The organism is Pseudoalteromonas luteoviolacea NCIMB 1944 (assembly GCF_001625565.1).
Taxonomy (GTDB): Bacteria; Pseudomonadota; Gammaproteobacteria; order Enterobacterales; family Alteromonadaceae; genus Pseudoalteromonas; species Pseudoalteromonas luteoviolacea_F.
In genome coordinates this window covers 23,903-36,262 of sequence record NZ_AUXS01000031.1, presented here as the reverse complement: position 1 = coordinate 36,262, position 12,360 = coordinate 23,903, and the positions used below count along the sequence as shown (strand labels likewise).

General features: G+C 41.2%; 13 protein-coding genes. 4 read left to right on the top strand and 9 right to left on the bottom strand.

Going from position 1 to position 12,360, the window contains the following annotated elements:
• Positions 1 to 6 precede the first annotated feature (6 nt).
• A complete protein-coding gene (locus tag N483_RS11370; RefSeq protein WP_023398412.1) occupies positions 7 to 432 on the top strand; it encodes a hypothetical protein in 426 nt (141 codons plus the stop codon).
• 81 nt (positions 433 to 513) lie between these two features.
• Here the strand turns inward: N483_RS11370 and N483_RS11365 are convergent, their stop codons facing one another.
• Complete coding sequence (locus N483_RS11365) at positions 514 to 879, bottom strand: hypothetical protein (protein WP_023398411.1); 366 nt, start codon at positions 877 to 879, stop codon at positions 514 to 516.
• Complete coding sequence (locus N483_RS11360; RefSeq protein WP_172642404.1) at positions 876 to 3,440, bottom strand: reprolysin-like metallopeptidase; 2,565 nt, start codon at positions 3,438 to 3,440, stop codon at positions 876 to 878. The genes N483_RS11365 and N483_RS11360 overlap by 4 nt, the downstream gene beginning before the upstream one ends.
• Before the next feature lie 257 nt (positions 3,441 to 3,697).
• On the opposite strand from N483_RS11360, the gene N483_RS11355 reads away from it, so the two are divergent.
• On the top strand, positions 3,698 to 3,925 hold the full coding sequence (locus N483_RS11355) for a hypothetical protein (RefSeq protein WP_023398409.1): 228 nt from the start codon (positions 3,698 to 3,700) through the stop codon (positions 3,923 to 3,925).
• 37 nt (positions 3,926 to 3,962) lie between these two features.
• Here N483_RS11355 and N483_RS11350 read toward each other — a convergent pair whose 3' ends face one another.
• The 7 genes from N483_RS11350 to N483_RS11320 all read right to left on the bottom strand — a co-directional run bounded on the left by N483_RS11350 (position 3,963) and on the right by N483_RS11320 (position 9,920).
• Positions 3,963 to 4,700 carry a substrate-binding periplasmic protein gene (locus tag N483_RS11350; RefSeq protein WP_023398408.1) on the bottom strand — a complete coding sequence of 246 codons (738 nt, stop codon included), beginning with the start codon at positions 4,698 to 4,700 and terminating at the stop codon, positions 3,963 to 3,965.
• A gap of 180 nt (positions 4,701 to 4,880) precedes the next feature.
• Positions 4,881 to 5,339 (bottom strand): nuclear transport factor 2 family protein, encoded by a 459-nt coding sequence (locus tag N483_RS11345; RefSeq protein WP_023398407.1) that lies wholly within the window; start codon positions 5,337 to 5,339, stop codon positions 4,881 to 4,883.
• A gap of 75 nt (positions 5,340 to 5,414) precedes the next feature.
• Entirely contained in the window at positions 5,415 to 6,155 is a 741-nt protein-coding gene (locus N483_RS11340; RefSeq protein ID WP_023398406.1) for a ferredoxin--NADP reductase, read from the bottom strand.
• Between the two features lie 54 nt (positions 6,156 to 6,209).
• The gene (locus N483_RS11335; protein WP_023398405.1) at positions 6,210 to 7,229 is read right to left on the bottom strand and encodes a tetratricopeptide repeat protein; all 1,020 of its coding nucleotides are present in this window, start codon (positions 7,227 to 7,229) and stop codon (positions 6,210 to 6,212) included.
• 204 nt (positions 7,230 to 7,433) lie between these two features.
• Positions 7,434 to 7,769 carry a hypothetical protein gene (locus N483_RS11330; protein WP_023398404.1) on the bottom strand — a complete coding sequence of 112 codons (336 nt, stop codon included), beginning with the start codon at positions 7,767 to 7,769 and terminating at the stop codon, positions 7,434 to 7,436.
• A gap of 217 nt (positions 7,770 to 7,986) precedes the next feature.
• A complete protein-coding gene (gene deoD, locus N483_RS11325) occupies positions 7,987 to 8,688 on the bottom strand; it encodes a purine-nucleoside phosphorylase (RefSeq protein ID WP_023398403.1) in 702 nt (233 codons plus the stop codon).
• Positions 8,689 to 8,705: 17 nt separating this feature from the next.
• Positions 8,706 to 9,920, bottom strand: a complete 1,215-nt coding sequence (locus N483_RS11320; RefSeq protein ID WP_023398402.1) for a phosphopentomutase — start codon at positions 9,918 to 9,920, stop codon at positions 8,706 to 8,708.
• A gap of 310 nt (positions 9,921 to 10,230) precedes the next feature.
• On the opposite strand from N483_RS11320, the gene udk reads away from it, so the two are divergent.
• A complete protein-coding gene (gene udk / locus N483_RS11315) occupies positions 10,231 to 10,860 on the top strand; it encodes a uridine kinase (RefSeq protein WP_023398400.1) in 630 nt (209 codons plus the stop codon).
• A gap of 17 nt (positions 10,861 to 10,877) precedes the next feature.
• A complete protein-coding gene (locus tag N483_RS11310; RefSeq protein ID WP_023398399.1) occupies positions 10,878 to 12,101 on the top strand; it encodes a NupC/NupG family nucleoside CNT transporter in 1,224 nt (407 codons plus the stop codon).
• Positions 12,102 to 12,360 lie beyond the last annotated feature (259 nt).

The window sequence follows — 12,360 nt, the reverse complement described above, 5'->3', positions numbered from 1 at the left end:
ATTACGATGAAAATACAGCAAAAGCTACAGCTTTACCAAATCAGCGTGATATTTAGTATGCTGTTTGCGCTGGTAGGCTTTAGCTATAACACTTGGCGACTTGAAGTTTCTGAATACAATAATAATGTTAGATTAGCTAGTTTTGAGATACTTAAAGAGCTCGCGGCGTTGGAGCAATTGTTATATGTTGCGCACTATGATCAAGATATGCAATCTGCCAGCCCTCGCAAAGGCTGGATTAAGGTAGGATTGATAAAAGATTTCAGCTATTTGACCAATAAACAAGTGCAAGTCGGTGCAACTAACCTACAAAAAACGTGGTCTCAAAACTGGGAAAATATATCAACCAGTAATCAGTCTGTAGAACTTATTGTTAACGATATCGATGAGGTGAGAGCGAGTATTAAATCGCTCCTCACGTCCTTACAATAACGCCACATTTCGCCATGAATTTGCGTCGTATAACCTATACAGGCGCTTATCAAAAGGCTTATGCATACCTCAAAAATATTATTACGATGACTTTTTACACCGAGCATATATCTCTAAGTTATAGGCCTTAGCAAATTCATATCGCTGCAAATGCGCTCTCTTATCTTGTTCAGATTTAATTACATCGCCAGTTCCAGACAAATACTTTATGCCACACTGCGCTTTTAGCGCCGTGAAATCCATCTTTTCTAACCCTGGGATCACAGGCCGACGCCCAGTTGTTGCATATAGCCTAAGGTCATTGCTCTCAATCGCAGACGACACAGCTTGAGAAACATTTAGCTTATTTTCCATTTTATCTTGTGGCTCATTGTGAGTGTCTCCGTAACTATTTGCACACCCATTTAAAAGCCCACCTACAAAAATTAAAAGTAACGGAATTTTCAATTTTCTCTCCTTGAAACAACCCTCAATGTAGACAAAGCCATCATCACCCAAATTAAATAAAAGAATCCCCCAGAGGAGCCACTATCGGTAGATGGTGGAACTGAGACGGTTATTGTCACTTGCGCTGTGGACTCCGCCCCACTGGCATCTCGCACAACGTAACTTAATTGCTCGGTTCCAGAAAAGTCGGTCGCAGGTGTGTAGGACAGCTGGTTGTTCGAAACAGACACATTGCCAGTTCCCTGATAGTTTACAGTGCCAATTGATAGACCATCGCCATCTATATCGCTGTCATTATTAAGAACATTCAATAGGTTACTTTGGCTATTGACGTTCACTGTAAACGAGTCATTTTGTGCCGTTGGCGCATCATTCACTGCTGTAACCGTGATTGTCGCATTAAAGGTTTCACTTGTTAGCGTGCCTCGCGTGGCCGTAATTGGCACCGTCAATGTGCCATTGAAATTCGCAGCTGGGGTCACTGTAAGGCCACTTACCGTATAATTATCGCCATTACTGACAGTTAACGACTCGGCATTAAAGCCACCTTGGTACTTAAAGTTGCTTATTGATAAAGTGATGCTTGTATCTTCAGCAACTTCTAATGTTTCTTGCTCTGATATATTAGGAGCAACAGGCTCGGTACTTCCTTGAATTTGAATATTGCCACTGTTGACTGCAAAAAAAACATTGTTGCTACACATTATTTTGACCTTGCCAAATGACGAAGTTGCTAGCCCAGAGAGAACCACATCGTGCTCACCATCATTAGTCACATCATCTGCAATTAAAGTTGGGAAGGTTTCTCCTCCGTCCAAAGACAATAGAATATCGACAGAGCCACAAGATACAGGTGCATTTTGCGTGTCTGCGGTATGCCATCTGACAGTTTGCGTGCCCAATGTCCACTCGGTACTATCACTGGGATCTTGTACTGCAAATCCTTGTTGGTTGCCAATCACAGTCACTGTCATAGCATCATCAGCAATATTGCCAGTACCATCTCGCACCAACAGTCTAAAGTTCAATGTTCTACTGGTCGTTGGTAATGCTTCACCGTAACTTACTGACCCCGATAACACGTCTGACATTTTTGGAAAAACCCTAGACCTTGACTCTGTGGGGTTAAATACTCTGAATAAAGGCCCAGTACCTCTATCTGTTGCATCTTCTTGTGGGCTATTAGTTGCGCTTCCTAAATCATATTGCTGCCAGCTATAAGTTAACGTGTCTCCATCCGCATCTGTCGCGCTACCAGTCAATTTAAAGGGCGTTCTGGCAGGTATAGTGTAGTTATCTCCTGCATTTACAGTTGGCATTTGGTTCGCCTTAGCGTTTCTCACACCACATGCACTACCACCACCTTGTCTAGTGTAAGTCGACATTTGTTCTATAGAGCGAATATGAAAGTATGGATCTGAATTAGCTTGCAAATTTTGTGCTTCACAAATTCCTGTATAACCCATTATTGTAGAGCCACTTCCTGGTTCGAATGCAGAATCAGCAACATGGTTACTTGATTCGCAAGCCCCTAACTGCCCATTAAAAGTGTGATCCGCTCCCAATTGGTGACCTATTTCGTGAGCAACATAATCAATGGCAAACGCATCATTGATAGGCTGCGGATTACCTGTGATCCCTTCCGCTTTCGCTTCACTACATGCAACACCAAACCCAGCTAGCCCTCCGGCACCGGTACCAACTAGGTGTCCAATATCATAGCCAGATGCCCCCACTCGCGCGTCTATCACCGTAGTTATTTGATCAATATCAGAGCTTTCGTTAGCAAATGGATCAGAAGACGCATCTAAGAAAATCAACTCATCGTTATCTGCCACCAATTCAAAAGAAGTAGATAAATCCCGCATATAAACTTGATTGACGCGATTGACTAAAGTCACCAATGCGGCCATAACACTGCTTTTTGTACCGCCGTGAAACTGGGCATATTCCCCTGTTGTAGCTATCGCTAGGCGATACTTTAAATCATTGGTAATAGGTGTATTAAGACTGGGTGTATCAACTCGGTGAGTGCGATGTTCAAAAGATTTATTGTGCTTTCTTGGGGCTTGCAAGCGGTGATCTGAGTGACGGCTATGACTTGCAATGGCGTATTTATAGTAAACCCGGTAAAGCGCTTTTGCTGATGTTAATTCCCTCATTTGTGGTTCAATAAATACCCGTTGCCCAGCCAAGTCGTATACACCAAAAAAACCATTGGGCGAATAATCGAATGTACCCTTCACAGCAGGATTATTGACCTGCACCCCAATATAGGTTTTTATTTCAGGATACTTTTGCGCCAGAGACTTTGCCATCACCGAATAGGGCGTTAAGTTAAATAGCAACAATTCGCCACTTGGACTTGGAAGCTGTATTTGAATGGTCCCTTCTTCAGCTAGCAAATCAGACAACTTGGCTGTATCTAAATAAGCCCGCTTTAATCCATCACTCTGGGCGCTCATTGATTTATGCTGTGGCGTTGACCACAAAGCAGTTTTACTTTCTGCGCTAAACGATACCAGTAAAACTACGAAAAAAATCAAAAAGGATTTCAGCATGAGTCTTTCCAAATTTTTATCATTATTTAATACAGCATAGTCACAGAAACTCGGCTTGCTCATAAAACGCATAACTTTTTATCCCTGAATTGACATTAAAATGCATCGCCAGTTGTTGATTTGTAAGATATTACCCACAAGCACTGTGCGTGATTCATGTCATTGAGTGTAATTGTGCCTAAATACTCATCAGACCTCTTGAAAGGGCTAAACAAAGGCTCTAGAGTTAGCGCATCATTTTTGCAAAGGGATAGGCAATGATTTTTTTAATTCGTTTTATTACTTGTATAGCTATGACAACGATGTCATTAATTTACTTAATTGAAATGGAGTTCTTGAAAACAACACTTTTGGCTCTGCTTGCAATCATTTCAAACCCTAGAACAAAACGTGCGCCACTTGAATATGACAATGGTAAGCGATTGTTTGATAAGTATCTAGTAGATAAGCCAAAAAAAGGCCGTAACACATTAAAACCCTGGTAGAGAGTGGAAAAAAATATCTCCATTGAATCGCGAAGTTTTAAGGGCCGACAAATTTTCGATTGTGCTCTGCTAAGGCCCTTCTTACTTTGTTAATAAGCTCTTTATCAGTATTTAGGTTAAACGCCATGCAAGCACGCCTATCTGAGTTATTACGTACTTCTATAACAGGCGTCACAACATCATAGTTAACACCAATTGCTTTGAGGGTTTCATACATGGTGTATTCGGTTGTTAGCAGAAAATCAATCCTACCGGCAAGCAACTTGCGCTGAGAAGCACTGGGATCAGCAGTGATATCTAGATTAATGCCCGCTTCAAATCCATGTTTTACCAAATATTCATGTACTACACTGCCTCGGACTATGGATATCACATATTTCTTTGCGTCTTCCAATGAAGCGACTTTAATATCTTCTCTGTTTTTTAGCTTAAACAAGTATTGCCGTACAGGCCGCATGAGAGGACATGCCCACTCAAACATTGTCTCTCGGTCACCGCTTCGATAAATTGAATAAATCATGGTATTGGCTTGAGTTCTAGTCAGCTTCATAGAACGCGCCCAAGGGTATAGGTTAATGTCGTACTCTATGCCGGCAAGATCCAGCACTTCGCGCACTTTTTTAGTAGCACGGCCGACTATTTCGCCCTCTTGATTTGCATAATTATAAGGAACCCACTCTTCAGTCACCACTTGAAGTTTTGGCAAATTTGCAAAAACCTTCTCTTGGTGAAAGCAACATAAAAGCACCAATATCAGTGCTAGCTTGTCTGCCACGCGGTTCCTCCAACTTACTCTATAAACTATATCAGTGTGCTTGCTAAGTATAATTAAGGTAGAGTGATGCTTTAAAGAATAGACGTTATGAGATGATCATAAAAATAAAATCAGCAATTAGTTGCTCAAACGAAAGGCTCCGCCTTCATTTAAGCGGAGTCCAGTTAAGAATGGTGCACTTTACCTAAAAAAGACCACTTTTTTAATTTTGCCTTCTTCAATCTGGTAGCTCGTAACGAACTCCGAGCGCTTATCCACAACATCTGGCTTTTGTGTGCAAATCTCAGAAGTTTCATGATCTATCACAATATTGCCATTTGTAATTCTTTTTATTGACGTTGATTTCAAACACTGCATTTTTTCAAACATCAAGCCGTAGCGTTTGATTAATTGCTTTTTCCCCTTAAACATCAGTGTTTGCGGGTACATATAAAACTCAACATCATCATCGTAAAGTGCCAAAAACTGACGAATATTTTGTTTATTATATGCCAAAATTAACTTATCAATGACTGCTTCAGCCGCTTTTTCTTGTTCAGACTTTTGCAGGTTGTACTCACTAGCCTTGTCTTCAAATGCAGGGTTTGCGAATGCAAGCCAAGAACTTAAGCTGAGTACAAAAAAAACGATATACCTCATACTTCCCCCTATTTGGTACGGGCAAGTAAGTATACCAAGTTTATAAAATGTAATACAGTTAAGCGCGCATTCAGATCACCAGTATTGTTCTACCGTAATATGGCCAGGCTCAGCCCTGCGATGTTTTTTAAACCCCATTTCCTGCAATAGAGTTACTGTGTCTTTTACCATATCTGGGTTACCACAAAGCATAAAGTGACTATTTTGTGGCATAGATGTCATGTTGCAGTACTCCACCAACTGATTATTTTTCAGAATATCAGTTACCCTGCCACTCAGCCCATTTTCAGGTTTTTCACGGCTTACCAAAGGGACATAAGTAAATTGCGGGAAAAGCTTTTCGGTTGCACGGATCAAATCTTGATAACACAGATCAGTATTTAGTCTAACACCGTGTACCAATACAACTCGGTCAAACTGTTTCCACAACTTTCCATCACCGATAATTGACAAAAATGGGCCCACAGCAGTACCGGTCGACAACATCCAAAGGGTCTCTCCTGGCGGTACTTCATCTAAAACAAAATAGCCTGAAGGTTTGTTATAAACCCACAGGTCATCACCTTCACTTAGCTGAGCAAGCCTTTCAGATAGAGACCCATTTTGGACTTCTATTAAAAAAAACTCCAGTAGCGGGTCAGCTGGCGAATTCACAAATGAATATGCTCGCGCAACCCGTTTGCCATCGATATCCAGTGCCAGTTTTGTAAATTGACCTGCTTTAAACCCTTCTATATCGGCCGCTACTTTTATACTAAATAAGCTAGGCGTCCACCAATTTACTTCAATAACTTTTCCAATTACCCAGTTTGACATACCTGCACCACAATAAATGCATATACTAAAACAATGGCATAGAATGCAAGCTTGTCAAAGATCCTGACACCATCGTTTTGCCAAATTAGCTCGCAACTTTTTATTCAAAGGTCGTTTTGTTGGTTCCTGCGGGATGAGAAATTCAGCGTTGAGTGACTTGAGGATCATACGAACTGGGTTTTCGTAACCACCTTTGAGCAATAAATCCACATGACGATTTGTATAATTGGCCACCTGCTCTGAGATCACATTAGACTTGACGCTCTGAGACATGAGATCCAGCCACTTTAAATAGTGTTTATCACTTTCAGGTAAATAAGTATCAGATGTAGCGCGTAATTTTTCACGATAGTTTTCATACAATGCAACCTTCCTTTCAATCAACGCCGCGCCAAGTAAATTAACAGTTACTCGTGTCGCATTGCGGTGATGATTGTCCATCAGGTAATATTGTCGAGCCGCAATAAAGTATTCAACAGCAGACTTGGAGTCACCCAACACAATTGCAGTATTGCCTTTAACCACTAATAAACCGGCTTTTCTTCTTCCATTGAGTATCGCTTCATCAACACTTTGCAGAATTTGAAAACTAATAGCAGGTTGATTATCCATACGATAAGCGATGGCCAAATTAACCTTAGCAGTCATTTTTTCTACGTTATTTTGACTGTGCTTTAGTGCACACTTATAGGTTTTAATCGCATCATCAAGTTGTCCAATTAGGCGATAGGCTACACCTATCACATTTACTACAGTGAACGTGTAAGGCTGGCTGTAAGGCACGAGTCGCTCGTCTGAAAGGTGTTGTGCTAGCTCTTCAATTAATTCTATATCCTGAACCTTACTCGCCGCAGCGAGTAAACTACTATAAATAGAAAGAGCCTCAGCACTGTTTAATTGCAACAATTTCGCTGAATTCTTTTTATAGTATTCAACTGCTTGAGTTGGGTAATTTAGTGCAAGGTGTTTCACTTCTTTGGGATCGACTTCAAATTTTGAAGCCGATATTTCAGTGGCGAATACATCACTGTGTGTGATCAATAACATCGCCAGCAGGTAATTTAAGTACTTCATTCGGTTTGTCGAATCGCTTTAATGAGTTAACCATAGTACAACATTGCATTTTTAGAAACATTGATTTAAATACGAAAATCGACTAGAAACCCTAAAAACTGCGGGCAAATAACGAACTAAACTATGGCGAATATGACACAGCCACGCAGAACAGTATATTCAATTTGTAGATCTCTCTTATGAAGTCAAACGTTTAGAATCAAGTTACCAACGCTCATCAACTCGAGCATAAGCTATCGTACAACCAGTGGTGCCTTCTTTTACTCGAAGTTGCACACGCTCTCGCATAGAGTATGCAGTCAGCAACAAAGAGTATATTTCTTGCCTGTTCGTACTACTATTTGAAATCGTAAAATAAGTCCCTTCTACCGGGCTACAATTTGCCAGCTTTTCGTTTCCAGGCGTTCCAACGTATATCTGACCACCCTCGTTGACAAACAAAGTTTCCACAATATCAGTACATCCACTTTTAATACATGTATTTGCCTGTGAAAAAAAAGCGGCACTGCCAAGTACCATTGCAGCAGCATGTTTAATCATATTATTTCTCTATTTTATTCCCAAATATAAAAGGAAGTAGATTTGTACCATAAATGGAACAAAACAGCGACCAACTCTTTAATTTAAAAATAAAAAAAAGCCGCACTAGGTGCGGCTTTTTGGGTGTGATTCGCTTTGTTTTAGGCGTGTCTCCAAAACTCTGCGATTACGTTACCAAGGAACTGTTCAAGCAGCGTTGCAATAACACTGCTTTAAATTAAATTGATTCTAATGCAATTTTAACCATTTCATTGAACGTGCTTTGACGCTCTTCAGGTGGCGTTGCTTCGCCTGTGATTACGTGGTCGCTTACCGTAAATAATGCCATTGCTTTTGCACCGTATTCCGCTGCAACACCGTACATACCCGCAGTTTCCATATCTACAGCTAGGACACCTAACTTGTCTAACTCTTGATAGAAACTTGCGTCAGCTTGATAAAATGTATCTGTTGTAAATACGTTACCTACTTTTGCATCAATACCTAGCTTTCTTGCTGCATTAACGCCATTTTCAAGTAATCCAAAGTCAGCAATAGCAGCCATATCGTAGCCACGTACACGTGCTCTGTTTACGTTTGAGTCCGTACTTGCACCTTGTGCAAAAATCACATCGCGGATTTTTGTGTCTTGGCTGATCCCGCCACACGTACCAATACGTATTAGGTTTTTAACACCAAAGCTTACAATTAACTCTCGAGCATAAATAGACATTGATGGAATACCCATACCTGAGCCCATAATGCTCACTGGTTTACCTTTATATGTACCAGTAAATCCAAACATGTTACGAACGTCAGTAACTTGGCGAGCGTCTTCTAAGAAGTTCTCAGCAATATACTTTGCACGTAGTGGATCACCAGGCATCAATACCGTTTCAGCAAAATCACCTGGGTTTGCATTAATATGCGGAGTACTCATAACATGTTTCCTTTAACTTAAGCTGTAACCAACTTGTCGGCAAAGCCGTCACCATATTCTAATGCTTCAAGGTTAAACCACTGGGCAAGCGTTTGACCTATGTCTGCGAAGCTGTTTCTTTCACCTAATGGAGTATTGTTCATTCCATTACGGTATGCCAATACAGGCACATATTCTCTTGTGTGGTCGGTACCAGGTGCTGTAGGGTCGCAACCATGGTCCGCAGTTATAATCAGCACATCGTCATCTTGTAGTTTGCCCAATATCGTCGGCAAATACGCGTCGAATTCAGCTAACGCCTCGGCATAACCGACGGCATTGCGTCGATGACCAAACTTTTCATCAAAGTCCACTAAATTAGTGAAGATCAAACTGTTGTCTGGCGCTGAGTCAATCACTTCACTGGTTTTATTCAGTAAATTCATTAAACCAGGCGCTTTATGTTTTTGAGTGATACCTTGGTGTGCATAAATATCTGCAATTTTACCAATGCTGATCACCTCACCACCATTGGCAGCTAACTTGTCTAACACAGTTGGCGCCGGTGGCAACACAGAGTAATCGCGACGATTACCTGTACGAATAAAGTCGGCACTCGAAGTGCCTATAAACGGCCGCGCAATCACTCTACCTATGTTCATTTCATCAAGCAGTGCCCGTGCGATTTCACATACTTGATAAAGCTTTTCTAGGCCAAATGACTGCTCATGAGCGGCTATTTGAAATACACTGTCAACTGAGGTGTAACAAATTGGCATGCCGGTTTTGACATGCTCCTCACCCAGTTGCTCTAAAATCACTGTGCCAGAGCCGTAACAATTCCCTAAAATGCCCGGGATGTCTGCTCTTTTACACAGTTCTTCTATGAATTCTTGCGGGAAACAAGGCTGAGTATTTGGAAAGTAACCCCAGTCAAATAAAACCGGTACGCCTGCCATCTCCCAATGACCAGACGGTGTATCTTTACCACTCGAAAGCTCTTTTGCATAACCCCATGCAGCTGTAGGATGCTGACGCTCAGACACTTGACAGGTCTCACCACCTGCGGCTTCACAGGCATCAACCAATCCTAGTTTGCTCAAATTAGGGATTGCTAACGCTTCTCCTTTTTCCTCTTTATATGCTTGCAAAAGATGAGCTAGCGTATTGGCCCCTACATCACCAAATTTATCTGCATCTGGTGCTGCTCCAATTCCAAGGCTATCTGCCATTAATATAATTGCTCTTGCCATATATCACCTCTCATCTTTTGTCTGGGCCGTATTTTGTTTTTATAAAGCACTTGTGCTCCCAGAGGTCGTTACTTTATTGCTACCTAAATATATCGTACAGGACATTAGTCCGCTGTCACAAAACCATAATAAATCTTATTAGTACCCATTTTAAATAAATAAAAAATCTGGTTATACCAGAGGACATAAGTCCTGTTTTGAATAGACCAAAACATTTAAATTTGATCCTTAAGCGAGGCAAAAGAGATTAATCGTGTCTTTTTTGCTATTGTGATCTTCCAACGTTAACAATAGCTGGGTGTGAACTTTAGTGACACGAACAATTATAGCCATAGCTGGCGCTTCTGCGTCCGGTAAGTCTCTTTTTAGTCAAACTATATATAACGAGCTAGTGAATGAACTTGAGTCAGGCACTATTGCTGTTATAGAAGAAGATGCTTACTATAAAGATCAATCGCATTTGCCATTTGAGCATAGAACTCAAACAAATTATGACCATCCGGATGCGTTTGAGCATGCGTTGATGAAAGAGCACCTTGGACAGTTACGTCTAGGTAAATCAGTACAAGTCCCGACTTATGATTATGCTCAACACACACGCAGTAGTGAGACGCGTACAGTGAATCCGGCAAAAATTTTAATTGTCGAAGGGATTTTACTGTTAAGCGACCCAGCATTAATAGAAGAATTTGATATAAAGGTATTTATTGATACCCCGCTTGATATTTGTTTATTACGTCGTATGCAGCGTGATATCGAGCACAGAGGCAGAAGCATTTCTTCTGTTGTTGAGCAGTATCAAGCAACGGTAAGGCCGATGTTTTATCAATTTATCGAACCATCGAAGCACAATGCCGACTTGGTCGTGACCCGTGGCGGTATGAATCGCGTTGCGATTGATATTATTAAAAGTAAAATAAAATATTTGCTGCAAGAATAAAACGGGAACATTTTGGCATGACAACAATAATGAGCCTAGTCGGCATGATGATGCTACTAGGTATTGCTTTCGCGGCTTCAACGAACCGCAGCGCAATAAACAAAAGAACTGTAGGCATCGCATTTTTAATGCAAGTCGTTATCGGCGGCTTTGTACTATTTATAGAAGCAGGTAAAAACGCACTGGCGGCAATGTCCGCTGCTGTGTCATCGGTTATTGGTTATGCCAATGACGGGATCAGCTTCTTATTCGGCCCTCTGGCCGCTCAAGAAACAATTGGATTTGTATTTGCAATTCAGGTGCTACCTGTAATTGTATTTTTCTCTGCGCTGGTTGGTGTTTTATACCACGTAGGGATTATGGAATGGATAATTAAAATTTTAGGTGGTGGATTACAAAAACTGCTTAAAACATCACGCCCAGAGTCTTTGTCTGCAACCGCGAATATCTTCGTGGGTCAGACTGAAGCACCTCTGATTGTGAAGCCATTCATTCCCAAAATGACTCAGTCAGAATTATTTGCCGTCATGGTAGGTGGTCTTGCAACCGTAGCTGGCTCAGTTATGGCTGGTTATGTTGCGATTGGCGTAGATTTAAAATACCTAATTGCAGCAAGCTTTATGGCCGCGCCAGGTGGTTTTTTAATGGCCAAGATGATTGTGCCTGAAACAGAAAAAACCAAAGAAAATCTAGCTGAAGTAGACAGTGGCGAAGACAAGCCTGTTAACGTCATTGACGCAGCTGCGGCTGGTGCTTCAAGTGGTATGCACTTAGCACTGAATGTCGGTGCGATGCTATTAGCTTTTGTAGCTTTAATCGCGCTGATGAACGGTTTACTTGGCGGCATCGGCAGCTGGTTTAATCACCCAGAGCTGACATTGCAAGAGATTTTAGGCTATGTCTTTGCACCGGTTGCTTGGATGATTGGTGTACCGTGGGCAGAAGCTGTAACTGCTGGTAGCTTTATTGGCCAGAAATTAGTAGTCAACGAATTTGTTGCTTACTTAGACTTTATGAATTATCGCGATGGGTTATCTGAACATACTCAAGCAATTGTCACATTTGCGTTATGTGGATTTGCTAACCTGTCGTCGATTGCAATTTTACTAGGTGGACTAGGCGGTATGGCCCCTAGTCGTCGAAAGGATATCGCACGCTTAGGGCTCAGGGCGGTTTTAGCAGGGTCAATGGCTAACCTAATGAGCGCAGCAATAGCAGGTTTTTTCCTCTCGCTAGCTTAGAAACTTAACGAGATATGCCGCTTTTGCAAAACAATTGGTTGGTTGCCTTAAGGGGTTAGGGTAACCATACTAACTTGAACGATACTTCACCAAAGGGCCTATATGGCCCTTTTATCGTTTCTATATATCATTTTTTCTTATCGCATTACTTCTGAAAAATACCTTCTATATAAAAACACCCCAAACATGATTACGCTCATTTTTCTCATCTTAACGCACTTTTAATTCACATTTAATAAACATATAATTATAAATTAAT